Annotated in this window: 19 protein-coding genes and 1 riboswitch; of the genes, 13 read left to right on the top strand and 6 right to left on the bottom strand. The window is 71.7% G+C overall.

All coding sequences use genetic code 11. The features are described from left to right. Positions 1-126: 126 nt before the first annotated feature. On the top strand, positions 127-1,077 hold the full coding sequence (locus AB0M30_RS38205) for a LacI family DNA-binding transcriptional regulator (protein WP_364594587.1): 951 nt from the start codon (positions 127-129) through the stop codon (positions 1,075-1,077). Between the two features lie 64 nt (positions 1,078-1,141). On the opposite strand, the gene AB0M30_RS38200 is transcribed toward AB0M30_RS38205, so the two are convergent. Further along, positions 1,142-2,266 carry a lytic polysaccharide monooxygenase gene (locus tag AB0M30_RS38200; protein ID WP_364594584.1) on the bottom strand — a complete coding sequence of 375 codons (1,125 nt, stop codon included), beginning with the start codon at positions 2,264-2,266 and terminating at the stop codon, positions 1,142-1,144. A gap of 167 nt (positions 2,267-2,433) precedes the next feature. Between AB0M30_RS38200 and AB0M30_RS38195 the strand changes: the two genes are divergently transcribed. Beyond that, positions 2,434-3,627 carry an AGE family epimerase/isomerase gene (locus AB0M30_RS38195; RefSeq protein ID WP_364594581.1) on the top strand — a complete coding sequence of 398 codons (1,194 nt, stop codon included), beginning with the start codon at positions 2,434-2,436 and terminating at the stop codon, positions 3,625-3,627. A 50-nt stretch (positions 3,628-3,677) separates the two neighbouring features. Continuing rightward, a complete protein-coding gene (mgrA, locus tag AB0M30_RS38190; RefSeq protein WP_364594578.1) occupies positions 3,678-4,673 on the top strand; it encodes an L-glyceraldehyde 3-phosphate reductase in 996 nt (331 codons plus the stop codon). A gap of 10 nt (positions 4,674-4,683) precedes the next feature. On the opposite strand, the gene AB0M30_RS38185 is transcribed toward mgrA, so the two are convergent. Beyond that, the gene (locus tag AB0M30_RS38185; protein ID WP_364594575.1) at positions 4,684-5,868 is read right to left on the bottom strand and encodes a cellulose-binding domain-containing protein; all 1,185 of its coding nucleotides are present in this window, start codon (positions 5,866-5,868) and stop codon (positions 4,684-4,686) included. Positions 5,869-6,469: 601 nt separating this feature from the next. Between AB0M30_RS38185 and AB0M30_RS38180 the strand changes: the two genes are divergently transcribed. The 5 genes from AB0M30_RS38180 to AB0M30_RS38160 are packed head-to-tail and all read left to right on the top strand — an operon-like array spanning position 6,470 to position 11,263. Beyond that, positions 6,470-7,846, top strand: coding sequence for a hypothetical protein (locus AB0M30_RS38180; protein WP_364594572.1), 1,377 nt, complete (start codon positions 6,470-6,472; stop codon positions 7,844-7,846). Between the two features lie 32 nt (positions 7,847-7,878). Next, positions 7,879-8,679 (top strand): AfsA-related hotdog domain-containing protein, encoded by an 801-nt coding sequence (locus AB0M30_RS38175; RefSeq protein ID WP_364594569.1) that lies wholly within the window; start codon positions 7,879-7,881, stop codon positions 8,677-8,679. A 40-nt stretch (positions 8,680-8,719) separates the two neighbouring features. Beyond that, positions 8,720-9,535 carry a carboxymuconolactone decarboxylase family protein gene (locus AB0M30_RS38170; RefSeq protein ID WP_364594566.1) on the top strand — a complete coding sequence of 272 codons (816 nt, stop codon included), beginning with the start codon at positions 8,720-8,722 and terminating at the stop codon, positions 9,533-9,535. Further along, positions 9,532-10,233 (top strand): HAD family hydrolase, encoded by a 702-nt coding sequence (locus tag AB0M30_RS38165; protein ID WP_364594563.1) that lies wholly within the window; start codon positions 9,532-9,534, stop codon positions 10,231-10,233. The genes AB0M30_RS38170 and AB0M30_RS38165 overlap by 4 nt, the downstream gene beginning before the upstream one ends. Before the next feature lie 28 nt (positions 10,234-10,261). After that, complete coding sequence (locus AB0M30_RS38160) at positions 10,262-11,263, top strand: NAD(P)-dependent alcohol dehydrogenase (protein WP_364594560.1); 1,002 nt, start codon at positions 10,262-10,264, stop codon at positions 11,261-11,263. Positions 11,264-11,604: 341 nt separating this feature from the next. Here the strand turns inward: AB0M30_RS38160 and AB0M30_RS38155 are convergent, their stop codons facing one another. Beyond that, positions 11,605-14,367 (bottom strand): cellulose binding domain-containing protein, encoded by a 2,763-nt coding sequence (locus AB0M30_RS38155; protein WP_364594557.1) that lies wholly within the window; start codon positions 14,365-14,367, stop codon positions 11,605-11,607. A gap of 312 nt (positions 14,368-14,679) precedes the next feature. On the opposite strand from AB0M30_RS38155, the gene AB0M30_RS38150 reads away from it, so the two are divergent. Beyond that, positions 14,680-16,080 (top strand): sugar porter family MFS transporter, encoded by a 1,401-nt coding sequence (locus tag AB0M30_RS38150; RefSeq protein WP_364594554.1) that lies wholly within the window; start codon positions 14,680-14,682, stop codon positions 16,078-16,080. Between the two features lie 52 nt (positions 16,081-16,132). Here the strand turns inward: AB0M30_RS38150 and AB0M30_RS38145 are convergent, their stop codons facing one another. Then, complete coding sequence (locus tag AB0M30_RS38145; RefSeq protein ID WP_364594551.1) at positions 16,133-16,993, bottom strand: LLM class F420-dependent oxidoreductase; 861 nt, start codon at positions 16,991-16,993, stop codon at positions 16,133-16,135. Positions 16,994-17,295: 302 nt separating this feature from the next. Continuing rightward, positions 17,296-17,374: riboswitch (S-adenosyl-L-homocysteine riboswitch) on the top strand. A gap of 14 nt (positions 17,375-17,388) precedes the next feature. On the opposite strand from AB0M30_RS38145, the gene metH reads away from it, so the two are divergent. After that, positions 17,389-21,033, top strand: coding sequence for a methionine synthase (gene metH, locus AB0M30_RS38140; protein ID WP_364594548.1), 3,645 nt, complete (start codon positions 17,389-17,391; stop codon positions 21,031-21,033). On the opposite strand, the gene AB0M30_RS38135 is transcribed toward metH, so the two are convergent. Both AB0M30_RS38135 and AB0M30_RS38130 read right to left on the bottom strand, forming a co-directional pair. Further along, positions 21,015-22,166: an FAD-dependent monooxygenase gene (locus AB0M30_RS38135; protein ID WP_364594545.1), complete on the bottom strand. Its 1,152-nt coding sequence runs from the start codon at positions 22,164-22,166 to the stop codon at positions 21,015-21,017. The genes metH and AB0M30_RS38135 overlap by 19 nt on opposite strands. 134 nt (positions 22,167-22,300) lie before the next feature. Beyond that, the gene (locus AB0M30_RS38130) at positions 22,301-23,707 is read right to left on the bottom strand and encodes a hypothetical protein (RefSeq protein WP_364594542.1); all 1,407 of its coding nucleotides are present in this window, start codon (positions 23,705-23,707) and stop codon (positions 22,301-22,303) included. Between the two features lie 100 nt (positions 23,708-23,807). Here AB0M30_RS38130 and cutA point away from each other — a divergent pair, with 100 nt between their 5' ends. The 3 genes from cutA (at position 23,808) to AB0M30_RS38115 (ending at position 25,380) form a co-directional block, all read left to right on the top strand. Next, positions 23,808-24,137: a divalent-cation tolerance protein CutA gene (gene cutA / locus AB0M30_RS38125; protein WP_364594540.1), complete on the top strand. Its 330-nt coding sequence runs from the start codon at positions 23,808-23,810 to the stop codon at positions 24,135-24,137. A 9-nt stretch (positions 24,138-24,146) separates the two neighbouring features. After that, positions 24,147-24,848: an RraA family protein gene (locus AB0M30_RS38120; protein WP_364594537.1), complete on the top strand. Its 702-nt coding sequence runs from the start codon at positions 24,147-24,149 to the stop codon at positions 24,846-24,848. A 67-nt stretch (positions 24,849-24,915) separates the two neighbouring features. Beyond that, a complete protein-coding gene (locus AB0M30_RS38115; protein ID WP_364594534.1) occupies positions 24,916-25,380 on the top strand; it encodes a DUF6292 family protein in 465 nt (154 codons plus the stop codon). Positions 25,381-25,424: the final 44 nt, after the last annotated feature.

Genomic DNA, 25,424 nt, shown 5'->3' with positions numbered 1-25,424 from the left:
GTGGTTTCGGGACCTGTCGTTTCCGGACCGGGGGTGCCCAGACCCGGGGAGCCCGGACCCGGGGAGCCCGGACCCGGCATGCCCAGACCCGTGGAGCACAGACTCGTGGTGTGAAGGAAGGCTGCGATGAAGCGTCCGACGATCACCGACATCGCGAAGGAAGCCGGCGTCTCCAAAGGCGCGGTCTCCTACGCCCTCAACGGCCGCCCCGGCGTCTCGGAGGCCACCCGGCGGCGGATCACCGAGATCGCCCGGGAGCTCGGGTGGGCACCCAGCAGCACCGCGCGGGCGCTGTCCGGCGGCCGGGCCGGGGCGCTGGGCCTGGTGCTCGACCGGCCCCCGGAGGTGTTCGTCCCGGCCCTGCTCGACGGGTTCGAGGGCGAGCTGCTGGTGCAGGTCGCCGCCGGGCGCGACGCCGCGCTGGCCGTCTACCGCCGGTGGCGGGCCGAGCGGAAGGTCGACGGCGTGCTGCTCACCACGCCGGGCTGTGCGGCCGAGCTGGTGCGGATCGGCCTGCCGGCGGTCGTGCTCGGCGGGCCGGGCGGCGTGCCGGGGGTGCCCTCGGTGCTCGTGGACGACGTCACCGGGGCCGCCGAAGCGCTGGCGTACCTGGCGGCGCTGGGGCACCGGCACGTGGTCCGCATCGCGGGTGCGGCGGTGTTCGCCGACCCCGCGGCGCGGCGGCGGGCGTTCACGACGGCGGCGACCGGCCTCCCGTACCCGGGCACCGTCCACCCCGAACCGTCGGCCGACGCGGTCCGCCGGGTGCTGGCCGCGCGCCCGCGGCCGACGGCGCTGCTGTGCGACACCGACGACCTGGCGGTGGCCGCGCTCGCGGCCGCGCGCGAACTCGGCCTGGCGGTGCCGAAGGACCTCTCGGTGGTGTCGTGGGACGACACCCCGCTCTGCCGGCTGGTCCGCCCCGCGCTCACCGCGATCCGGCGGCCGCTGGCCGAACTCGGCGCGCTCGCGGCCTCCGTCCTGCACGACGTGCTGGCGGGGGAGCGCCCCGGCGACGTCTGCGCCTCCCGGCCGCGGCTGATCACCCGCGGCAGCACCGGCCCGGCGAATCCGTGAAGGCCACCTCGAGGAACTCCGAGTCCCTCGCGGTGGCCTTCACGGACTGTCCACTCAGGACGATTCAGGTGCCCTGGCACGTCGGCGACGGTGCCGCGCTGCCTCCCGTGGTGTTGACGACCAGCCCGAAGGTGGTCGTGCCGTCGGCCGCGACGGTGCCGTTCCAGTTGGCGTTGCGGACCGTGACCGCCGAACCGGACTGGCTCAGCGTGCCGTTCCACACGCTGGCGACCGTCTGGCCCGCCGGCAGGGTCCACCCGGCCTGCCAGCTCGTGAACGCCCGCGTGCCGTGGTTCATCACCGTCACCGTGGCCTGGTAGCCGCCGCTCCAGGTGTTGGTGATCTCGAACATCGCCATGCACGAGCCCGCCGGAGTCGTCGGGGTGGTCGGCGTGGTGGGCGTGGTGGGCGTCGTCGGGGTGGTGGGTGTGGTCGGGGTGGTGGGGGTCGTCGGGGTCGTGGGCGTGGTCGTCGTGCCGGTGCCCGGGTCCTTCACGCCGGTGACCTCGCCGTGCCCGCCGTCGAAGGTGACGTCCGAACAGCCGTAGAAGGTCTCGGCGCTGTCCGAGCGCTTCCACACCGAGTAGATGATGTGCCGGCCGGACTTGTTCGACGGCAGCGCGCCGCTCCACTTGTACTGGCCGTCCACCGTGCCGACCTGGCCGGTCACCGGCGGGTGGTCCACCGTCAGGAACGGCTGGTCCTCCAGCGAGTCCCAGGTGAGCGGCTGGTTCGGGTTCCAGCCGTCCTTGGTCACGTACGTGTAGAACCAGCCCGGGTGCGCCGCCCACGCGTTGTACGAGAAGTCGAACTGCGCACCGGCCGAGAGGTGGGTCAGCGGCCAGTTGCCGACCCCGTCGAAGCCCGCGTAGTTCGGGTTCCCGCCCGAGCACAGCTTCCCGTCGGGGATGAACCCGCGGGTGCGCCCGGCGCCGTCGGACCGCAGCACGCCGAACCAGTTGTACAGCGAATTGGCGCTGCTGACCGCCACCGCGGCCGCGCAGGCCGGGTTCTGGGGCTTGATTTCACCCGTCGAGCTGAGCCCGTCCTGCCAGCACAGGAAGGTCCGGCTGCCCGGTTTCATCATGGCACCGTGCGCCTCGGCCGTCCCGGTGTTCAGCAGGATCGCGGTCAGGCTCGCCAGCAGCACGGTGACGGCGGCGAGGATGGTACTTCGTCTCCTGGTCACGTCAGTCCCTTCATTGGGTTGCGTGCGTCGAAGACTGGGAGCGCTTCCAAGGTCAGGATACGCGGTGGGGGTCACTTCCGGAACAGCCCGCGATGGCCGGGGCGGGGGCCTTGGCCTACGTTGGCGGGGGCCGTCGAACGGGGCGCGCCGGTGGAGAAAGGCAGAGAGTGGACAGTCCGTCTTCGGTTCCCGCCTGGGTGCGGGCCGAACCCGCCCGGCTGCTCGGTTTCGCCCGCGGCGCGGCGCACCCGGCCGGGGGGTTCGCCTGGCTCGACGACGCCGGGCGGCCGGTGCTCGACCGACCCGTCGAGACCTGGATCACCTGCCGGATGACGCACGTCTTCGCGCTCGCGTCGCTGCGGGGAGCGGACACCGGCGAGCAGGTCGCCCACGGCGTCGCGGCGCTGACCGGCCCGTTGCGGGACGCCGAGCACGGCGGCTGGTACGCCTCGACGGCCCTGCCCGAAAAGCGGGCCTACGAGCACGCGTTCGTCGTGCTGGCGGCCGCGAGCGCGGCCGCGGCCGGTGCCGAAGGCGGGGAACGGCTGCTGGGCGAAGCCCTCGAAGTCGTCGAACGCCGGTTCTGGGAGCCGTCGGCCGGGCTCGTCGCCGACGTCTGGGACCGCGGCTGGACGCGCCTGGAGGACTACCGCGGCGCCAACGCCAACATGCACACCGTGGAGGCCTTCCTGGCCGCCGCCGACGTCACCGGCGACCCGGTGTGGGCGGCGCGTGCGCTGTCCATTGTGGAGCGCCTGATCCACGGCGAAGCCCGCGCGCACGGCTGGCTGCTCCCGGAGCACTACGACCCGGACTGGCGCGTCCGGCTGGAGTTCAACCGCGGCGAGCCCGCCCACCCGTTCCGCCCGTTCGGGGCGACCATCGGGCACCTCTTCGAATGGGCGCGGCTGGCCGTCCACCTCGGACGGGCGCTCGGGGACGCCGCGCCGCCGTGGCTGGTGCCCGACGCCGCCGCGCTCTTCGAGGCGGCCGTCCGGTACGGCTGGGCCGTCGACGGACGGCCGGGGTTCGTCTACACGACCGACTTCGCCGGGACGCCGGTGGTGCGCACCCGGCTGCACTGGGTGGTCACCGAGGCGATGGCCGCGGCGTGGACGCTGCACCAGGAAACCGGTGACCCGGCCTACCTCGCCCGCTTCGGGGAATGGTGCGCGCACGCCGAAGCCTGCTTCGTCGACCGCGAACTCGGTTCGTGGCACCACGAACTCGACCCGGGCAACCGGCCCGCCGCGACGGTGTGGGCCGGCAAGCCGGACGTCTACCACGCCTACCAGGCGACGGTGCTGCCGGACCTGCCGCCCGCGGCGTCGTTCGCCGGCGCGGTGATCACCCGCGGCTAGACTCGGGCGAACTCACCACCGCTCGCCGCCCCCTTCCGAGAAGGAGCACCATGTCGCCTTTCGCCGCGGCCGAAGACCGATACGCGGACATGCCTTACCGGCGGGCCGGGCGCAGCGGGCTGAAGCTGCCCGCCGTGTCGCTCGGCCTGTGGCACAACTTCGGCGACGACAAACCCCTCGACGTCCAGCGGGCCGTGCTGCGCCGGGCGTTCGACCTCGGGGTGACGCACTTCGACCTGGCCAACAACTACGGCCCGCCGCCCGGCTCGGCCGAGGCGAACTTCGGGCGGCACTTCGCCGCCGACTTCCGCCCCTACCGCGACGAGATCCTGGTCTCGTCCAAGGCGGGCTACCTGATGTGGGACGGCCCCTACGGCGAGTGGGGCTCCCGCAAGAACCTCCTGGCGAGCCTCGACCAGAGCCTGGCCCGCACCGGGCTGGACCACTTCGACATCTTCTACTCGCACCGCCCGGACCCGGACACCCCGATCGAGGAGACGATGGGCGCGCTCGACACCGCCGTCCGGTCGGGGAAGGCGCTGTACGCGGGCATCTCGAACTACTCGCCGGAGCAGACCGAGGCCGCGCTCGCCGCGCTGAAGGAGCTGGGGACGCCGCTGCTGATCCACCAGCCGCGGTACTCGATGCTGGACCGCTGGGTCGAAGACGGCCTGCTCGACACCCTCGACTCCCGCGGCGTCGGCTCGATCGCGTACTCGCCGCTGAGCCAGGGCCTGCTGACCGACCGCTACCTCGACGGCATCCCGGCCGACTCCCGCGCGGCCGGCACCAGCCCGTTCCTCACCGGCGACCGGCTGACCGAGGACACCCTGGCGACCATCCGCGCGCTGAACGAAGTCGCCGGGCAGCGCGGGCAGACGCTGGCCCAGCTGGCCATCGCCTGGGTCCTGCGCCGCGGCCGCGTCACCTCCGCGCTGATCGGCGCGAGCAGCGTCGCCCAGCTGGAGAACACCGTCGCCGCCACCGCGAACCTCGAGTTCACCGACGACGAGCTGGCCGGGATCGAGAAGGTCCTCGGCCGGTAGCCGGGACGCCTCAGCAGCCGATCCGGGAAGTGCCGACGGCGACGTCGTCGAACCAGAGCGTGTCGGCGTCGCCGGCGTAGCTCTCCCAGCCGAGCCGCAGGTCGGTCAGGGCCGGGTGCCAGGATTTGGCGAGCCACTGCTGGTCGATGTCGGGCGTCGGCACGCCGTCGACGACCAGGCCGGGCACCTCGGTGGAGTTCAGCCACGTCCGCAGCTGCCCCGCACCGCCGTTGACCTCGAACTCGAAGCACGACCAGGTGCCGGTGGCCAGCGGGACGCTCTGGGCCACCCCGGCCGGGCTCTGCGCGGGCAGCGTCGCGTCGTCGGACTCGCGGTTCCACTGCAGCGCCCGGTTCTGCCCGCCGGCGCGCAGGTCGCGGCCGCCGTCGGCGTTGTCGCGCATCGCCATGAAGGCGACGTGCCCGGTGGGCAGCGCCGTCGTGTGCCGGACCCAGAACCGGCCGAAGAGGTGGCTCGAGCCGACGCCGGTGAGGCTGGTGCCGAGGAAGGCGTGGTTGCAGTAGCCGCCCTGGCCGGCGACCTTGACCGAGCGGCCGCCCGAGTGCGCGACCGAGGTGTCGACGGCGACCGTGCCGGTGCCGGTGCAGTTGGCCGCGCCGACGGTCCACCGGCCGCCCGGGGTGCTGCCGGTCTGCTGCTCGAAGTCGTCGCAGATCGTGGCGCTCGCGCAGCCGGCGGGCGGCGGTCCGGACGTCGTCGTGGTCGGGGTGGTGGGCGTCGTCGGGGTAGTCGGTGTCGTGGGGGTGGTCGGCGTGGTCGAGGTCGGGGGCGCGGGGTCGCCGCACGAGACGCCGTTGAGCGCGAAGTCCGTGGGCGTGTCGTTCGTCCCGCTGTAGGTGCCCTGGAAGCCGAAGGAAACCGAGCCGCCGGCCGGCAGCGCGCCGTTGTAGGACAGGCTCTGCGCGGTGACCGCGGTCCCGCTCTGGCGGACGGTGGCGTTCCACGCGGACGTGACGGACTGGTTCCCGGCGTAGTGCCAGGTGAGTGTCCAGGAGGAGACCGCGGTGGCGCCGTTGGTCACCGTGAGGTCGGCGGTGTACCCGGACTGCCACTGGTTGAGGCGGTAGGCGACCGAGCACGCGGGCGCGGCGGCGGCCGGACCGGCCACGACGATCGCGGTGGTGCCGGCCGCGGCGAGGCAGAGCGCGGCCAGTGCGCCGGCGGTCCTGTTCATGGGATGGCTCCTCCTCCGGACGCGGACAGGGGCGCCGTGGCCTGCACCACGACGCCCCTGGGTGGTGGCCGCGTTCTGGCGAGGCGACCTGGCATGGGAGCGCTTCCAGCCGCCGGAAAGGTAACCCCGGTGTGTCGCGCTTGTAAAGAGGGACCCGGACGCAGGCCCATCCGGTGGTCCGTTTTCCGCAGCCGGTGCGCCCGGCCTCGCCACTGAACGCTCCTGAACGGCCGAACTCGTTGGGGCGCAGGACATGTCCCCGTCGCAGTGCGCCACCGGGGCAGGGGCCGGGACGCCGCCGTTGGGGTGGATTCCGAAAAATCCTTCCCAAGATTACGAACGGGCGCCGGCGGCCGGAATTGGGAGCGCTCTCAGGCGGGGACGTGCGGACTCGTCCGGCGGAAATCCTTGTTGCGTACTCAACTTCTCGGAAATCACACGGTTCCCGCCCGCGTGACGACCTGGGCCGCCGCCGTCACGCTGCGGTAGGGTCGTCGTGGGGAGCCCCCGTACTCCGGAAATCGTTGGATGAACGATGAGTCGACAGGCCAAACCAGGGAGCAAGCCCTACCGAGCGCAACTGCGGGACAGGCTGACCGCGTTGGGCTTTCCCGAGGAGGCGATCCCGGCCCAGGTGGCGAAGAACCTGATCGTCGAGTGCGGGATCCCGCCGCGCACGGCGTGGCGGCTGGCGTCCGAGCTCTCCCTGGACGTCGCGGCGCACCAGTACAACGCCGTCACCGGAGACCCCAGGGCGGGCATGCGCGGCACCCGGATCTGGGAGTACGAACAGTGGCCCGACCGCGGGGTCCGGCCCACCGTCGCGGCGCTGCGGGTGCTGGCCAAGGTCTACGGCACCGGCTGGAAGTGCCTGCTGGGCCTGCGTGATCTCGAGCAGCTGCCGGCCAAGGACCTCGCCGAGTACCACGCCGACCCGGAGCCCGCGATCGCCGCGGCCCCCGAGCCCGCGGCGCCGCCGGCACGCATCGCCGCCCGGGCGGACGAGGAGATCGGCGCCGGCGCCCTGGGCGACGCCATGCTGCTCACCAGCACCAACGTGGACGACGCCCAGCTCGACGATCTGTGGGCAGACCTCGACTTCCTCGGCGGCGCCTACACCCGCATGGCGCCCGATTCCATCCTCGGCCAGCTCGCGGTGATCGCCGACCGGACCGCGTTCCTGCTGAAGGGGCGTCAGCGGCCGAAACAGACGCAGGACCTCCTGCTCGTCGGGGCGAAGTCGAGCGCGATGATGGCCTGGATCGCCGGGGACCTGGGCCGGTACCGGCTCTCGCGCGAACTCAATTCCGCCGCCTGGCTCTACACCCAGTACGCCGACGACTTCCTCGCCCGGCGCTGGGTGCGCACGTCCCAGGCCCGCGTGGCGTTCTGGGCCGGGAACGGCATCGAGTCCGCTAAGCTCGCCGCCGACGGGCTCAACTACCAGGTGGGCGGGCGCCTCACGGACGCCCCGCTCATCCTCGCCGAGGCGCGCGGCTGGTCGTCGGTGCGGGCGGAGCGGCAGGTGCTGGACGCGATCGCGCGCTGGACGGCCATCGAGGACCCGGACCTGGGGGCCGGCGGGGAGGACAGCTTCTTCAACATCACCAAGGACCGGCGGCACTACATGGCGGGCAACGCGCTGCTTTCGGTCGGGCAGGCCTCGGCCGCGCTGCGCGAGTTCTCCACCGCCCGCGAAGCCTTCGAAAAGCTGTCGACGGAAAACCGCTGGGAAGCCATGGATCCGATGATCCGGATCGACACGGGCCGCGCCCACCTGCGGCTCGACGACCTCGACGGCGCCGCCGCGCAGGTCGGACCGCTGCTGGAAGCGGGGGTGGGCAAGCAGCCGGACATGGTGCGCGCCATGCTGAAGCTGATGGTCACCGAGCTGGCCGCGCCGCGCTGGCGGTCGGCCACGACGGCCCGCACCATCGCCGAAGCACTCCAGGACGCCCACGCTTCGGCGCGGCCGTGACGCCAGACCCGACCCGGACGGAGGCGCCCGAGGTGGCACCGCACGACGTCTCGTGCCCGATGACCCCGTGCGCGGCCTGGGCGTTCGAGGGGCGCACCCGGCGGGACGTCGTCGTGGTCGCCGACCGCTTCGCGCAGTTCGCCCGGGAGGACCGGGTGTTCACGCTGTCGGGCCTGCTGGCCCTGCTCGGCCCCGGCGGCCCGGTGGTACCGGGCTGCCACTGGATCGTCCACTTCGGCCAGGGCATCGACGCGACCGACGCCGAGCGGCTCGAAACCGCTTGCGAGAAGAGCGAAGGAACGGTGTGCCTCGCGGACCCGGCCACGTTCCGGCGGCCGTCCGAGCCACCCGTCGTCGTCCACAAGGACCGGCCGGAGAACGTCCTGCTCGCCGGCGTGCACAGCCCGGCCCCCACGCACTGCCGGGCCGAGCTGCGGATCCACCGCGACAACGAGCTGGTCCTCGACCACCACACCGGCGAGCACGTGCAGGGCATCGTGATCATCGAGGCGATGCGGCAGATCTGCATCGCGCAGTTCGAGACCGCGATCCGCCCCGGGCTCTCCCCGGTGGCCTACGCCGGGGTGTGGAAGCGGATCGACCTGTCCTTCCAGGACTTCCTGTTCCCGCTCCCGGCCACGGTCGAGTCGCTGATCGTCGAATCCGACCTCGACCGGGACACCCACCTCAAGTTCCGCGCCACGACGTCGGTGCGCCAGCAGGGGCGCACCGTGGCCACCGCCGGCATCGAGTACTCGATGATCGCCCAGGGGCGCGTCGGCACCCTCGAACGCCGCAAGGCCGGCCAGGCCACCCGGGCCTACCTCGGCTGAGCCGCGGCCGGCCCCGAACCGGAAGGGAAACCACTCCACGATGTCCGACCTGCAGCAGCAGGACCGCTCCGCGTCCTTCGCCCAGGGCTTGAAACTCATCCAGCAACTCGGCGGGGCCGACCGGCCGGCCGTGCTGGACCTGTTCGAGAGCATCGGGGAGGCGGAGTTCGGCGAGCAGTGCGTCGGGTTCATCTACGGCGACGTCTACCACCGGCCCGGCCTGCCGCTGCCGGAGCGGCAGCTGGTGACCGTCGCCGCGCTCACCGCCCTCGGCTACGCCGGTTCGCAGCTGCAGTTCCACGCCAAGGCCGCGCTCAACGTCGGCTGCACCCGCCGTCAGCTGATCGAGGCCGTGATCCACGTCAGCTCGTTCGCCGGGTTCCCGGCCACGCTCAACGCCTTGGGGGCCCTCAAGGCGGCCTTCGCGGGGCTGCCCGAGGAGGAGCCGGCCCCGGCCGAAGAGGTCGCCGACGTGCCGTGGGCGGGCATCGAGGACCGCTACGAGCGCGGCCTGGCGGCGATGCGGGCCGTCGACGGCGAGGCGGGGGAGAAGGTCGCCGCGGGACTGCGGGACATCGCCCCGGACCTGGCCGCCTACATCGTCGAATTCACCTTCGGCGAGATCTACACCCGGCCGCACCTGAGCCTGCGCCACCGCGAGATCGTCACGATCGCCGCCTGCGTCGCCCTGGGTACCGCGCTGCCGCAGCTGAAGGTGCACATCCACGGGCTGCTCAACGTCGGCGGCACCGAGCAGGAGGCCGTGGAAACCGTGCTGCACCTGGCGTTCTACTGCGGCTTCCCGGCCGCGCTCAACGCCATCGCGGCCGCGCGGGAAGTGTTCGCGCAGCGGTGAGCCGGTTCGAAAAGCTGCGCGTGGTCGCGCTCGACTGCGACGGCGTGCTCATCGACGACACCTACCTGGCCATGATCGCCCGGTTCGTCACCGAGCACGGCGGGCGCTACGACGCCGCGGCCGAGCGGGACGTCATCGGGCTGCGCGACATCGTCGTCGCCGAAAAGATCACCCGCCTCTGCGGTCTGGACCAGCCGGCCGAGCAGACGCTGAAACAGCTGTGGGCCGCGCGGCAGGACTACCTGGCCGAGCACCCGATCCGGGTGGCCGAAGGCGCGCGGGACTGCCTGGAGGCGCTGGCGAAGCTCCCCGTGCGGCTGGTCTGCTACGGCGGCCGGACCCGCGAGCACACCTTCGACCGGTACCTGGGTGACTTCGCGGACCTGCTCGATCCCGAGGTGGGTTACGTGAGCATCAACGAGCACCGTCCGGGCGTCGACCACATCACGCGGACCGTGTTCGGCGTCGCCTTCGACGAAATCGTGTTCGTCGACGACGTCAGCCGGGTCGCCGAGGACGCCCGCGCGCACGGCGCCGGGTTCGTCGGGTTCCCGTCGAGCCCCGCTCACGCGCGGCAGCGGGAGTTCATGGCCGCCCTCGGCGTCCGCCACTTCGCGACCTCGCTCGCCGGACTCACCCCGGAACTGCTGGCGGCCGTCGACGGCGAGCTCGCGGCTTCGACACACTGGCCGCGGTGAGGCGTGTCCCCGACCTCTTGGAGCTGCTGTGAAGTTCTTTTCCCTGCCCCGCCCCGGCGCCGGGCTCGTCCTGGGCGAGCGGGACGTTCCCGAGCCCGGTCCCGGCCAGGTCCTGGTCCGGCTGCGCGGGTGGGCGGTCAACGCCCGTGACCTGATGATCCTCAAGGGCTTCTACCCGAAGCCGGTGAAGCCCGACGTGATCCCGCTGTCCGACGGCGCGGGCGAGGTCGTCGCGGTCGGTGCCGGGGTGCGGGCCTGGACCACGGGCGACCGGGTGGCGGCGACGTACTTCCCGGACTGGCTGGCCGGTCCCGGCACGCCGGAGAAGACCGCGGACGACCTGGGCGGCACTCTCGACGGCGTACTCGCGGAGTACGCCGTCTTCGCCGAGGACGCCCTGGTGGCGGTGCCCGCGCACCTCGACTACGCCGAAGCCGCCACGCTGCCCAGCGCCGGCGTGACGGCCTGGCGCGCCGTCGTCGAGGAAGGCCGGCTGACGCCGGGGCAGACCGTGCTCACCCTCGGCAGCGGCGGCCTGTCCACGTTCGCGCTGCAGTTCGCCGCGCTCGGCGGCGCCCACGTCGTCTCGACGTCCGGCTCGGACGAGAAGCTCGAGCGGCTGCGCGCGCTCGGGGCGGCCGAGACGCTCAACCACGTGACCACCCCGGAGTGGGGAGCGGCGGTGGCCGATCTGACCGGCGGCGGTGTCGACCACGTCGTCGACGTCGGTGGCGGCGGCACGATCGGCCAGTCGATGCTCGCCGCGCGGTACGGCGGGCACGTCAGCGTCGCCGGCGTCCTGACCCACGAAGGCGCCGCCGACCCGATCCTGGTGCTGGTCAAGCAGCTGACCCTGCGCGGCCTCACCAACGCCTCCCGCGAGACGTTCCGGGCGATGAACCGGGCGATCGAGCGGACCGGCCTGAAGCCGGTGATCGACCGCCGGTTCGCCTTCGACGAGGTGGCCGAGGCGCTCAAGCACCTGGAGTCCCGGACCCACGTCGGGAAGGTCGTGCTGGAGAGTGCCTGAGCCGGCGCTGTCCGCCGGGTAACTTTTGCCCGCCCGGGTGGGTATTTTCGGCACCTCTTCAGCGTGTTTCCGCAGCTCAGCGGGGTTATGAACAGCCGAAAAAGTCCCCTTTGGGCAGGAATGGCGGCTGCCGTCGGCACCGGGAAGAGTGGACCTCACCGGGGATGTCGCCCCGAGCAGGCTGCGGCTGCTCGGGGCCGAGGCCCCGGACTGGGGGCGCGGGGAGGGGGTTTCAACCGCCTGGGGGTGGGTTGAAACCCCCTTCCCGCCCGCGCTCCCCGAGGTCGCGAATGACTCATTCGGACCTTGGCGGCCCCGAACGAGTCATTCGCGGCACCTGCTCAGGACGTCGTGCAGGCCTTCCCGTTGAGCGAGATCGCCGCGGGCTTGCCGTTCACCGTCCCCGCCGTCCCGGTGAACCCGAACTCCGCGCTCCCGCCCGCGGGGATGGTCTTGTTCCAGCCCGCGTCCAGCGCCGTCACCGCCGCGCCGTTCTGGGTGACCTGCGCGTTCCACGCCTGCGTCACCCGCTGCCCGTCGGCGTAGGTCCACGTGACGGTCCACCCGGTCACCGCGGCGGTGCCGGTGTTGCCCACCTTCACCGAGGCCTGGAACCCGCCCTGCCAGTGGTTGGTGATCGTGTAGGCCGCGGTGCAGGACCCCGACGGCACCGGCGTGGTGGTCGTCGTGGGCGTGGTGGTGGTCGTCGGAGTCGTGGTCGTCGGGGTCGTCGTGGTGGTGGTCGGCGTGGTGCTCGTGGGCGGCGGTGGCTCGCTGCCCCCGGACTCGCCCACGATCACGCCGCGGCCGTTCGTGCCCACGTACACCCGGCCGTACACGCGCGGATCGCCGGTCAGCGCCGCCCCGATGTTGCCGTACTGGTGCCGGTCGTCGTTGATCCGCGTCCACGAAGCTCCCGCGTCGTCCGAGCGGAAGATCCCGCGCACCCCGCCGATGCCGGCGATCGTGTACAACGCGGCATACGTCCGGCCGGGCGCGGCCTTGCCGAACCCGATGTTGTCGGCTTCGGCGACGTTCGCCAGTTTCGTGAAGGACGCTCCGGAATTCGTGGAGTGCCACAGGCCGTACGCCGCGCCGGAGCCGCCGGCCAGCCAGATGTCCCCGGCCACGCCCGGCATCGCCTTGAAGTGCGCGGAGCCGGCGGGCAGCCCGGTGGCCGCGGTCGCGGTGAAGTTCGCACCGCCGTCGGTGCTGACGTAGAACCTGCCCGCCGCGAACCCGTAGAACCGCTTCGGGTCGACCCGGTCGGACTCGACCACCGCGCCGGCCGGGAGGCCCGCCGACGCCGTCCACGACGAGCCGAAGCCGACGGAGTAGCTGACGTTCGCGCCGTCCGGGCTCCAGACGAACCGGCTGCCGTCGGCGGCCGCGGCCACCGTGCCGCCGCTGGCGTTCCCACCCGGCTCCGCTCCCTGGAACCAGTTCTTCCCGCCGTCGGTGGAGAAGGCGATCCGGTTGTCGTTCGGCCGCGCGGACCGGTCGAGCGTGCCGGCGCGCACGATCGTCGCCGGGTTCAGTTCGGCGTAGTCGAGGCTGGTGGTCGTGGTGAACACCGGCTGCGTGAACATGGTGGCCGGGACCGCGTCGAGGCTGTCGTGCCGGAACCCGCCGATGTCACCGAGGCCGGACAGCAGGGGAGCGCCCGAAGGCGGGCTGATCAGGTCGAGCACCGCGGTCTCTTCGAGGCCGCCGACGACCGGCTTGATCGTGATCTTCCCGCCGCTGTCCCACTTCGTGAGATCGGACGTGCCGTAGATGGTCGCGCCGGTGCCGTAGAGCAGGTGGTTCGAGTCGAAGGGGTCGATCTCCACCGACTCGGTCATCCAGCCGAGCTTGGGCGAGGGCACCGGGGGAGCGGCCTGGACACCGAAGGTCAGCCACGGCACCGAGGAGACGTCCTGCGTGTAGCGCAGCGACCGGTCGGGGTAGCTCGAGAAGTCCCAGATCCGGGTCCAGGTGGCGCCGCCGTCGGTGCTGCGGAAGAAGATCACGTCCGGCCACCACGACACCTGCGTGGCCACCATCAGCGTGTTCGGGTGCTGCCGGTCGATCGTCAGCCCGCTGTAGCCGAAGTAGTCGTCGGAGCTGTCGGAGGGGATCGGGCTGATCCGCGTCCAGGTGCCGGTCTTCGTGGCGTACTTCCAGACGTCGCCCTTCGCGCCGTCGTAGGGGCCGCCGGTGTCGCTGGTCGCGAGGTAGAGGTAGCCGCCGGCCGGGTCGACGACGCCCTTGTGCGCCAGGAACCCGGTGGGCTGGCCGGCCAGCCGCGCCCACGTCGTGCCGCCGTCGGTGCTGCGGTAGACGGTGTTCTGCTTGTCCGCGACACCGGCGTAGATCGTCTGCGTGGTGCTCCCGCGGGTGCCGGTCGACGGGTCGAACGTCACCCAGGTGACGCCTTCGATGTCGCTGGAGTAGCCCGTCGTGTCGCTCGGGTCGGGCGCGTAGTTGCCCGGGTTCGGGAAGCTGGTGACCTTCGCCCACGTGACACCGGAGTCCGTGCTGCGCCACAGCCCGTTCCCGCTCGGCGCGCCGAGGTAGAGGACGCTGTTGCGGTTCGGGTCGATCGCGAGCCGCTCACCCATGCCGCGGCCGGGCATGTTGCCGCCGAGCTTGAACGGCAGCGCCGCCGCCTGCCAGGTGGCGCCGCGGTCGGCCGAGCGCAGGATGGCGCCGTTGTTCGGGTCCCAGCTGTTGGTGTACATCCCGGCGGCGACGTAGACGCGGTTCGGGTCGACCGCGTCGGTGGCGAGGCTGACGACGCCGTTGTGCCCCCAGTCGGTCCAGCCGACCGAGTCCAGCAGCGGCAGCCAGCGGCCGGTGGCGGTGTTCCACCGGTACGCCCCGCCGATGTCGGTGCGGGCGTAGACCAGCCCGGGTTCGGTCTGGTTGAAGACGATCCCGGGGACGAACCCGCCGCCGGCGATCTCGGCGTTGCGCCACGTCGTGGTGGCGGCCGCCGGCGCGGCGGGGGAGGCCGGTGCGCCGGCGGTGACCGCGACGACGGCGGGCACGAGAACGGCGAGCGCACTGGCGAGCAGCCGTCTCGCTGACCGGAACCCGACGGGGGAATGAGTTTCTGGCACGACGTTGTGCACCTCTGCCTCCACATTCTGGGAGCGCTTCCAGAGGGACGGTAAACCAGTGTTCGGAGCGTTGTAAAGCGTTCGACGATTTCGGCGATCCACACTGTCCACAGTGGATCAGAGACGGAGTGGGACCCGGCTTCGCGTCCGGTGGGTGCCGCTTTTGCCGGAATCACATACGTGAATGACGATCAGGTGTCTGAATTGTTATCGCGGATCTTCTTGCCCGCCATTTTCCGGCGTGTGAGTGTGGTGGCCGCTGGCTGGACTGGACCTACGCTCGACTGCACTCAAGAAAGAGGCGACCCGGCAATGACCGATCAGTCAAGTACACAGACAGCATCGGCGCGGCACATCGGCCGAACAACGTTGTACTTCTTCGGCGCGCTCGGCGGCATCCTCTTCGGCTACGACCTCGGCGTGATCTCCGGGGTGCTCCCGTTCATCGGGAAACTGTGGGCGCTGACCAGCTGGGACAAGGGCGTGATCACCGCCAGCCTGTCGGTCGGTGCGATCGTCGGCGCGCTGTTGTCCAGCCGCACCAACGAAGCCCTCGGCCGGCGCCGCACGATCATGGTCGCCGCGGGCATCGTCATCGTGGGCACGCTGGCGGCGAGCTTCTCGCCGACGTTCGTGCTGCTGGTGCTCTCGCGCCTGATCATCGGGCTGGGCATCGGGCTTTCCTCGTCGACCGTCCCGACCTACCTGTCCGAACTGGCCCCGGCGAAGTGGCGGGGCGCGATGGGGGCGCTCAACCAGATCTTCATCGTCCTGGGCATCCTGATCGCGTTCCTGGTCAGCTACTGGCTCGGGCCGATCTCGGCGTGGCGGTGGATGTTCGCCGGCGCGATCGTGCCGGCGGTGATCCTGCTCATCGGGCTGGTGTTCCTGCCGGAGACGCCGCGCTGGCTGGTCAAGAACGGCCAGGAGGACGAGGCGCGGCGGGTCCTGGCCAGCGCGCACGGCAGCAGCGTGAACCTGGACGAAGAGATCGCGACCATCCACGAGGTCATCCGGCTCGACACCGAGGAGAAGCCGCGCATCCGCGACCTGTTCTCCGGCTTCGTGCGGCCGATGATCGTCGTCGCGCTGCTGCTCGCGATCGGCCAGCAGTTCAGCGGCGTCAACGCGATCAACGCCTACTTCCCGACGATGCTCATCGGGCTCGGCTTCGCCACCCAGGCGGCGCTGCTGTCCGGCGTGCTGCTGGGCGTGACGAAGTTCCTGTTCACCGCGTGGGTCGTGTTCGTGGTGGACCGCTGGGGCCGCAAGCCGCTGCTGCTCATCGGCAACGTCATCATGGTGGTCACGCTGGTGGCGGCCGGCCTGGTCGTGCTGAACGTCCACGACACCGGCACGCGCGGCCTGCTGATGCTGGTGATGATGGTGCTCTACCTGGTCGGGTACGAGCTGGGCTGGGGCGCGGTCGTCTGGGTGATGATGTCCGAGGTGTTCCCGCTGAAGTACCGGGCCACCGGCATGGGCGTCAGCAGCGTGGTCCTGTGGGCGGCGACGGGCATCGTGAGCGCGGTGTTCCCGATCATCTCCGACCCGAAGTCCCTCGGCATCGGCGGCTCGATGTTCCTGTTCGCCGGGGTGAACGTGGTGCTGTTCGTGCTCACCAAGTGGCTGGTCCCGGAGACCAAGGGCCGCAGCCTGGAACAGATCGAACTCGACCTGCGGGCCCGTCAGGGCGTCGCGGCCAAGAGCTGACCCCGGGGGGTCGAACACCGGCGGGGCACGGATTCGTCCGTGTCCCGCCGGTTCAGTGCGCGGGCACGGCGGCGAGGCCGAGCTTGCCCGCCAGCCGCCCGATCCAGGCTTCGACCTCGTCCGGCGCGCGGTCGGGAAGGCCGAAGATCGTCTCGGTCACGCCCAGGGAATCCAGGTGCGCCAGGCGTTCCGGGTCCGGCCGCTCGCCGAGCGCGCAGATCAGCGGAGCACCTTCGCGCCCTTCGGCGCCCCAGATTTCCTTGAGCAGCGTCACGTGCCCGTCCAGGTCGGTGTCGGCCGGCGTGGTGAGCCAGCCGTCCGCGTGGCGGGCGATCCAGCGGAACGTCTTCTCGGTCGGGCCCGCGCCGAGCAGCACCGGGATGTGTGCCTGGACCGGCTTCGGCCACGCCCAGCTCGGTCCGAAGGAGACGAACTCCCCGGCGTAGGCGGCTTCCTCCTGCGTCCACAGTGCACTCATCGCCTCGAGGTACTCGCGCAGCGCGGTGCGGCGGCGGTTCCCGGGCACGCCGTGGTCGGTCAGCTCGTCGACGTTCCAGCCGAAGCCGGCGCCGAGGGTGACCCGGCCGCCGGAGAGGTGGTCGAGGCTGGCGATCGTCTTGGCGAGGGTGATCGGGTCGCTCTCGACCGGCAGGGCCACGGCGGTCGAGAGCCGGATGCGCGAAGTGACCGAGGCCGCCGTCGCCAGCGCGACCCACGGGTCGAGCGTGCGGCTGTAGCGGTCGTCGGGCAGCGACGCGTCCCCGGTGCGCGGGTGCGGTGACTCGCGCTTCACCGGGATGTGGGTGTGTTCGGGGACGTAGAAGGTCGAGAACCCCGCGGCTTCCGCGGCCCGCGCCGCGGCCGCCGGGGTGATCCCCCGGTCGCTGGTGAACAGCACTGTTCCGTAGTCCACCGGGGGAGCTTATTAGAACGTGTTTCAGTTTTCAAGCCGGCTCGGCAGTACGAAAAGTGATGACGACAACCGCGGAGAGTAACATTGTGCGCCGATCGAACGATGGTGGAAGCGGCCCGGGTAAGCAGGCAGGGAGCAGAGTGCCGCCTGCCGGGTGCGGCATGGTGGACGGATCCGAACCGATCGCGACGAGGAGGCAGCGTGGCCGGTACATTCCTTTGTGGACAGACAGCGTCCCAGTCCGTGGACGCGCCGGCGGGGCGGGATGGCGTGCGCGGGCCCGGTTCCGATACCGTGGACCACAGGCCGAGAGGCGCTGCAACGGACCACGGGGTCCGCCACGCTCGGCCGGGAATGACCAACCAAGGGCGCCTCCCGATCGAGGGAGGCTGCCGGTGAACACCCCGCACGAGTCCACGGCGTTCGACGCGACCGCACGCCTGCGCGAGCTGCTCGATCAGCGCGTGGCCGTCTTGGACGGCGCCTGGGGCACCATGCTGCAGGGCGCCGGGCTGACCCCGGCCGACTACCGCGGCGACCGCTTCGGCGACCACACCCACGACGTCACCGGCGACCCCGACCTGCTGAACCTCACCCGCCCGGACGTCATCCTCGACGTCCACCGCCAGTACCTGGCCGCGGGCGCGGACATCACCACGACCAACACCTTCACCGCGACCGGCATCGGCCAGGCCGACTACGGCCTGCAGGCCCACGTCCACGAGATGAACGTCCGCGGCGCGCAGCTGGCCCGCCAGGCCGCCGACGAAGTGGGCGGCAAGTTCGTCGCCGGCTCGATCGGCCCGCTCAACGTCACGCTCAGCCTGTCGCCCAAGGTCGAAGACCCGGCGTACCGGGCCGTCACGTTCGAGCAGGTCAAAGCCACCTACGCCGAGCAGATCGCCGGGCTCGCCGAAGGCGGCGTCGACCTGCTGCTGATCGAGACGATCTTCGACACGCTGAACTGCAAGGCCGCGGTCGCCGCCGCGCGCGAGGTCGCCCCGCACCTGCCGCTGTGGATCTCCGTCACCATCGTCGACCTGAGCGGGCGGACGCTGTCGGGGCAGACCGTCGAGGCGTTCTGGAGCTCGATCGAGCACGCGAAACCGCTGGTCGTGGGGGTCAACTGCGCGCTGGGGGCGGCGGAGGCGCGCCCGCACGTCGAGGAGCTCTCCCGGCTCGCCGACACCTACGTCGCCTGTCACCCCAACGCCGGCCTGCCGAACTCGTTCGGCGGCTACGACGAGACGCCGGAGGAGACGGCGGGGCTGCTCGGCGGGTTCGTGCGGGACGGCCTGGTCAACGTGGTCGGCGGCTGCTGCGGCACGACACCGGCGCACATCGGGAAGATCGCGGCCGCGGCGAAGGGCCTCAGCCCGCGGGAGGTGCCGGCGCCGCGCACGCACATGCGCTTCAGCGGGCTCGAGCCGTTCGCCATCGGTGCCGACACCGGGTTCGTGATGATCGGCGAGCGCACCAACGTCACCGGCTCCAAGCGGTTCCGGCGGCTCATCGAATCCGGCGACCACCAGGGCGCCGTCGACGTCGCGCTGGAGCAGGTCCGCGGCGGGGCCAACCTGCTCGACGTCAACATGGACGCCGACCTGCTCGAATCCGAGCAGGCGATGACGACCTTCCTCAACCTGATCGCCACCGAGCCCGAGGTGGCCCGGATCCCGGTGATGGTCGACAGCTCCAAGTGGACCGTGCTCGAGGCCGGGCTGCGCTGCCTTCAGGGCAAGGGCGTGGTCAACTCGATCAGCCTCAAGGAGGGCGAGGAGCCGTTCCTCGCCCAGGCCCGCACGATCCGGAACTACGGCGCCGGCGTCGTCGTGATGGCCTTCGACGAACAGGGCCAGGCCGACACCGCCGACCGCAAGGTGGAGATCTGCGGCCGCGCGTACGACCTGCTGACGGAGAAGGCGGGCTTCGCGGGCGAGGACATCATCTTCGACCCCAACGTCCTCGCCGTCGCCACCGGCATCTCCGAGCACAACGGCTACGCGAAGGCCTTCATCGAGGCGCTGCCCCGGATCAAGGAGCGCTGCCCCGGCGCGCGGACCAGCGGCGGCATCTCGAACCTGTCGTTCTCCTTCCGCGGCAACGACGTCGTGCGCGAGGCCATGCACTCGGCGTTCCTCTTCTACGCCGTCCAGGCCGGCCTCGACATGGGCATCGTCAACGCCGGCCAGCTCGCCGTCTACGAAGACATCCCGAAGGACCTCCTCGAGCTGGTCGAGGACGTGCTCTTCGACCGGCGCGAAGACGCCACCGACCGCCTCGTCAGCTTCGCGGAGAACGTCAAGGGCAGCGGCACCAAGCGCGTCATCGACCTCTCCTGGCGCGAAGGCACGGTCGGTGAACGGCTGTCCCACGCGCTGGTGCACGGGATCGTCGACTACATCGAAGACGACACCGAAGAGGCGCGGCAGCAGATGGCGCGGCCCCTCGAGGTCATCGAGGGCCCGCTGATGGACGGCATGAAGATCGTCGGCGACCTGTTCGGCTCCGGCAAGATGTTCCTGCCGCAGGTGGTCAAGAGCGCGCGCGTGATGAAGCGGTCCGTCGCCTACCTCGAGCCCTTCATGGAGGCGGAGAAGGAGAAGGCGCGCCAGGAAGGCCGCCTGGCCTCCACCGGTGGCCAGGGCAAGATCGTGCTCGCCACGGTCAAGGGCGACGTCCACGACATCGGCAAGAACATCGTCGGCGTCGTGCTCGGCTGCAACAACTACGAGGTGATCGACCTCGGCGTGATGGTGCCGGCGGCCAAGATCCTCGACACCGCGGTGACCGAAGGCGCCGACGCCGTCGGGCTCTCCGGCCTGATCACGCCGTCGCTGGACGAGATGGTCGCGGTCGCCACCGAGATGCAGCGGCGCGGCCTGAAGCTGCCGCTGCTCATCGGCGGCGCGACGACGTCCCGCCAGCACACCGCGGTCAAGATCGCCCCGGCCTACGACAACGTCACCGTGCACGTGCTCGACGCGTCGCGCGTGGTCGGCGTGGTGTCGGACCTGCTCGACGCGGACCGTTCGGTCGTGCTGGCCGAGAAGAACCGGGCCGACCAGGAGGTGCTGCGCGAGCAGCACGCGAGCAAGCAGCGCCGCCCGCTGCTCACCCTCGAGCAGGCCCGCGCGAACCCCGAGAAGGTCGCGTTCGACGGGCTGCCGACGCCGGAGTTCACCGGCGTCCGCGTGCTCGAGCCGAGCATCGCGGAACTGCGGGAGATGGTCGACTGGCAGTTCCTGTTCCTGGCCTGGGAGCTCAAGGGCAAGTACCCGGCCATCCTGGACCAGCCGGTCGCCCGCGAGCTGTTCGACGACGCGAACACCCTGCTCGACCAGATCATCGCCGACGGCGGTTTCACCGCGAAGGGCGCGTACGCGTTCTGGCCGGCGCACAGCGAAGGCGACGACATCCTGCTCGACGGCGAGTACGCGCACGTCAGGTTCCCGATGCTGCGGCAGCAGACGGAGAAGCCCGCCGACCGCGCGAACCGCTGCCTGGCCGACTACATCGCGCCGGTCGGCGACCACCTCGGCGGCTTCGCGGTGGCCATCCACGGCGCCGAGGCGCTGGCCAAGCGGTTCGAAGCCGAGCAGGACGACTACCGCGCGATCATGGTCAAGGCGCTGGCCGACCGGCTCGCCGAAGCGTTCGCCGAGCACATCCACCTGCGGGCCCGCCGCGACTGGTTCGAGCCGGACGCGCAGCCGGAGCTGGAAGACCTGCACGCGGAGCGGTTCCGCGGCATCCGCCCGGCGCTCGGCTACCCGGCCAGCCCCGACCACAGCCAGAAGCGCGAGCTGTTCGAGCTGCTGGAGGCGGACGAGCTGGGCATGGCCCTGACCGAGTCGTACGCGATGACGCCGGCGGCGAGCGTGTCCGGGCTGATCTTCGCCCACCCGGACTCCCGCTACTTCACCGTCGGCCGGCTCGGCCGCGACCAGGTCGAGGACTACGCCCGCCGCAAGGGTGTCGAGATCGCCGAGGTCGAGCAGTGGCTGCGGCCGAACCTGGCTTACGAGCCCGGGGCGTAGTCCGGCAGCTCGATGTCCGTGGCGAACCTGTCGGTCGCCTTGAGCATCAGGCCGAGCAGGAAGCGGGACTTGAACGTCCGGTCCCGCAGCTTGATCCGGAGCCGGGACGGCGGCGCGAGGAACGGGCCCGCGCTGCCGCGTTGCGAGACCTTCGCGTAGTCCCGCATCAGCTGCTCGTAGCGGGCGAAGGCGACCCGGTGGTCGCCGCCGGCTTCGAGCAGTTCCCCGGCGAGCACGTACGCGCCGACGACCGCCAGGCCGGTCCCGAAGCCGCCGAGGGTGTTGCCGTAGGCCGCGTCGCCGAGCAGCACGACCCGGCCGCGGGCGTAGTGGTCGATCGTGACGCGGCTGAGCGAGTCCAGGTAGAACTCCCGGGCCTGCGGAATCCTGGCCGTCAGCTCGGGCAGCCGCCAGCCGCCGCCCCGGTAGGCGTCCATCAGCAGCTGCCGCTGCCGGCCGGTGTCGGTGCGGTCGTAGTCCAGCTCGGGCGAGGCGAACACGAAGAACGCCGACGCCTTCGGACCGCCGACCGCGGCCATCCGGCCCGGCTCGTTGTACATCACCGCGTCGCCGTCGGCGATGTCTTCGCCGAGCTCGGCCAGGGCGTAGTGGTAGCCGAGGTACCGGACGTAGCCGCGCTCCGGGCCGAACGCCAGCCGCCGGACGTTCGAGTGGATGCCGTCGGCGCCGACGACGAGGTCGAACCGGCGCGGCTCGGCGTGGGCGAAGGTGACGTCCACACCGTCGGCGGTTTCGGTCAGGGACGTGATGGTGTCGCCGAAGAGGTACTCGCAGCCCGAGTGCGCGGAGAGGATTTCGGCGAGGTCGCCGCGCCGGATTTCGATGTCGCCGCCGGTGAATTCGCCGGGGATCACGGCCCGCGCGCGGCCGGCGGCGTCGACGATCGTCTGGTCCTGCCCGCCGGTCTGGCGCGCCAGGACGTCGTCGAGGATGCCCATGCGCTCGAGGACGGTCCGGTGGGTGGCGCCCTTGAAGTCGACGGATTGGCCGCCGGGCCGCAGCGCGGGCGCGCGTTCGACGACGGTGACGGTGCGGCCGTAGCGGGTCAGCAGGCCGGCGAGGGCGGGTCCGGCGATGCTCGCGCCGGAGATCAGGACGGTCGGGTTCTTCATGCGGCCGAGCTTCGCCAGGGCCGCTTACCACTCCCTGGCCAAGCGCTGACGGCCGCCGTCAGCCGCGGGGGCGCCCCCCGTTTTCCACGCTACCGGAGGGCACCGACAGTTCCGGACCTTCGCCGGCGGGCCCGCTACTCGACCGCGCCCGCCTGGGCGAGCAGGTTCTGGTACCAAGCGTCGTACGGGTGGTTCGTCGCCGGGTAGTTCGCCAGGGGAGCGGTGGCCTGGCTCGCCGAGTCGAAGTCCCAGCCGCGGACCAGCTTGCCCGCCTGCCGGGCCGCGGTGATGAACGCCGGCTCCGTCGCCGGGGCGCCGTAGAACAGCGCACCTTGCTGCAGCTCCGCGCTGTCACCCTTCTGGAACTCGTCGAAGGCGACCTGGCGGTAGCGGATCCGGTCGCCGCCGACCCGGTCGGTGTCGGCCCGCAGCGTCTGCGCCGAGGTCGGGCCGTCGGCGCCGGTCCACACGGACACGGTGCGGCCGGCGCTGGTCGCCGTCGCCTTCGCGAACGGCGCGTCGGAGGTCTTGGCGTTGCCCGTCCACGACACCGTGGTCCCGGCCAGTACGCCGGTCCAGGCCCAGTTCTGGCTGCCGCTCTGGCTCTGGTGGATCTCCCGCAGGTGCGTCGCGTCGGTGAAGGCGACCGTCGGCAGCACGCCGTTGTCGTACTGGTGGCTCGCCTGCCAGGTGATCTCGCCGTCCGCGCCGAGCTTGCCGGCGTGGTACCAGAGCGTGGTCGCGCCCTGCGACTGGTGCACCTCGACCAGGTCGCCGTTGTCGTTGAGCGCGACGGCCGGCGTCTGTCCGCTGTCGTACTTCCCGTGCCGCAGCCAGGTGACCCGCCCGTCCGCGCCGTAGGTCCCGGTCCAGTACCAGAGCGCGCCGGCCCCGGAGTCGTGCACCTCGACCACCTGGCCGCGGCCGTTCAGCGCGACCGCCGGGTGGTAGCCGACGTCCCGCTTGTACTCGGTGCGGGAGCCGCCGTCGCCGGACAGCAGCGGCAGCACGCGCCCGCGCAGCGCGTCGACGTCCGGCTGCGCCGCCGGGTAGTCCTGCGCCCGCAGCAGCCGCGCGCCGAACACCGACTCCAGCTCCTGGTTGAGCGCGGTCAGGTTGCCCGCGGCGAACGACGGGTTGTCGGTCAGGTCGTCCTTGAGGTCGAGCATGACGACGATCGGCGCGGCGGCCGGGTGCTGCGCGGACCACGTGTTCACCACGGCCAGCCAGTCGCGGAGGTCGTTCGACGCCGGGTTGCCGCCGCCGTGGTCCACGAGGTTGCCGGGGGAGTCGTGCCCGATGGCGTAGTCGTGGGACGTCGAGTAGCCGTTGTCGTGCACGTCGAGTTCCAGGAACCGCACGCCGTGGTCGAGCTGGTAGGCGAGGGAGTTCTTGGCGCCGTCGACGTTGCCCGAATAGCTGTTGTGGGTCGCGCGGAACACCGACGCGGGGAACGGCGGGCTCGCGGCGTGCGCGGTTCCGGCGGTCAGCAGCGCGGAGGCGGTGAGCACGGCGGTGGCGAGTGCGGGCAGACGGCGCATCCTCGGGTCCTCACGTCGGCGGCAGGGCGCCGCCCATCCTGGCGCCCGGGCGGTGGCGCTGTCTCGAATTCCGGGTGAAACCCTGGGTAGCCTCGGCGTCATGGCGGCAGAACACGTGATCGTGACGTCCACGACGGACTCGGAAGCGGCGGCGCGGGAGCTGGCCGCGCAGGCGGTGGCCGCCCGGCTCGGCGCCTGCGCCCAGGTCGTCGGCCCCATCACCAGCGTCTACCGGTGGGAGGGCGCCGTACGGACCGATCAGGAGTGGCGGGTGGAGATCAAGACGACCGCCGGCCGCGTGCCCGCGCTGACCGAACGCCTGCGGCAGCTGCACGGCTATGACCTGCCGGAGGTGATCGCCACCCCGATCGTCGGCGGCAGCGCCGAGTACCTGGCGTGGCTGAGCGGGGAGACCGGCGATGCTGGCTAAGTTCGGGGCATGGACGATCTCAGACAGCGTTTCGCGACGCTGACCACCGCCCACCTCGCCGACGCGTGCATCCGCGCCGGGCTCCCGGTGCGCTGCGCACCGGCGCCGACGCGCCCGGTGGTGCCGGGCAGCCGCCTGTTCGGCCCGGCTGTCCCAGCCCGGCACGTCGGCAGCGTCGACGTCTTCCTCGAAGCCTTCGAGGACGCCCCCGAAGGCGGCGTCCTGGTGGTCGACAACGGTGGCCGGCTCGACGAAAGCTGCGTCGGCGACCTCGTCGTCCTCGAGGCGCGTGCCGCCGGGCTCTCCGGGGTGGTGATCTGGGGCCTGCACCGCGACACCGCGGACATCCGCGCCATCGGGCTGCCGGTGTTCAGCCTCGGCTCTCTGCCCACCGGCCCGCTCAGCCTGGGCCCCCGCGTCGACGGCGGGCTGGCCGAGGCGATCGTCGGGACCTGGCGGATCTGCCCGCCGGACCTCGTGCTGGGCGACGACGACGGCGTCCTCTTCGTCCCGCTCGCCCGCGCGGGTGAATTGTTCACCCTCGCCGAAGGAATCCGCGACACCGAACGCCGCCAGGCCGACCGGATCCGCGGCGGCGAACCGTTGCGGCAGCAAGTGCGATTCGGTGAATTCCTTGCGGCGCGGGAAACGGATCCGTCCTTGACTTTCCGCGCGCACCTCCGCGCCGTCGGCGGGGCGATCGAAGAATAACCACGAAAGTGTGATCGCTGCCCGAATCGGGTATTCCGCGCCTGCAGCGGGTGCGGGAGGCGGAACCATGAACACGCTCATCGGCTTCGGCAGGGACATCGAGTACCACTTCGCCCGGGGGCTGCGTGCTTACCTCGCTCGGGTCGCCCGGGCGGTCGGTGTCGGCTTCGAATCGTGTTCGCTCGACCTCGACGTGCCCACGTCCGGGTACGTCGCCCTCGACCGCACCCTGCCGGACCTGCCGGGGCACGACCTGGCCCTCATCTGGGACGAGGTGCACGGCTGGTCGGCGGTCGTCGAGCCGGTGGGCGGCGGTGCGGCGAAGGCGCTCGCCTACCTCGGCGGCCCGGAAGTCCTGCCCCCACCGCGCGTGGTCGCCCGGTTCCTCGAGGTGCTGCGGGTCGCCGGGCTGCCCGCCGGCTCGTTCCGGCCGCCGGTGTTCCGCGCGGCGGGCCACCACGAGGACCTCGTCGACTGGCTGCCGGTCACCGGGCCCGAAGGACTGCTGCGGCCGAGTTCCGCCGCCTGGTGACCGGCGGGCGCCTAGGATGGGCGGTCAGTCACCACCGGAGTGAG

It is taken from the genome of Amycolatopsis sp. NPDC051716 (genome assembly GCF_040681595.1).
Lineage (GTDB): Bacteria > Actinomycetota > Actinomycetes > Mycobacteriales > Pseudonocardiaceae > Amycolatopsis.
Note: the sequence above shows the minus strand (reverse complement) of the source record. Positions and strands in the feature narration are given on the sequence as shown.

Excerpts from the sequence above, each read along its gene's own strand:
- AB0M30_RS38205 (WP_364594587.1), top strand. The coding sequence starts at position 127 with ATGAAGCGTCCGACGATCACCGACATCGCGAAGGAAGCCGGCGTCTCC.
- mgrA (WP_364594578.1), top strand. The coding sequence starts at position 3,678 with ATGTCGCCTTTCGCCGCGGCCGAAGACCGATACGCGGACATGCCTTAC.
- AB0M30_RS38185 (WP_364594575.1), bottom strand. The coding sequence starts at position 5,868 with ATGAACAGGACCGCCGGCGCACTGGCCGCGCTCTGCCTCGCCGCGGCC.
- AB0M30_RS38170 (WP_364594566.1), top strand. The coding sequence starts at position 8,720 with ATGTCCGACCTGCAGCAGCAGGACCGCTCCGCGTCCTTCGCCCAGGGC.
- AB0M30_RS38150 (WP_364594554.1), top strand. The coding sequence starts at position 14,680 with ATGACCGATCAGTCAAGTACACAGACAGCATCGGCGCGGCACATCGGC.
- AB0M30_RS38135 (WP_364594545.1), bottom strand. The coding sequence starts at position 22,166 with ATGAAGAACCCGACCGTCCTGATCTCCGGCGCGAGCATCGCCGGACCC.
- AB0M30_RS38130 (WP_364594542.1), bottom strand. The coding sequence starts at position 23,707 with ATGCGCCGTCTGCCCGCACTCGCCACCGCCGTGCTCACCGCCTCCGCG.
- cutA (WP_364594540.1), top strand. The coding sequence starts at position 23,808 with ATGGCGGCAGAACACGTGATCGTGACGTCCACGACGGACTCGGAAGCG.
- AB0M30_RS38120 (WP_364594537.1), top strand. The coding sequence starts at position 24,147 with ATGGACGATCTCAGACAGCGTTTCGCGACGCTGACCACCGCCCACCTC.
- AB0M30_RS38115 (WP_364594534.1), top strand. The coding sequence starts at position 24,916 with ATGAACACGCTCATCGGCTTCGGCAGGGACATCGAGTACCACTTCGCC.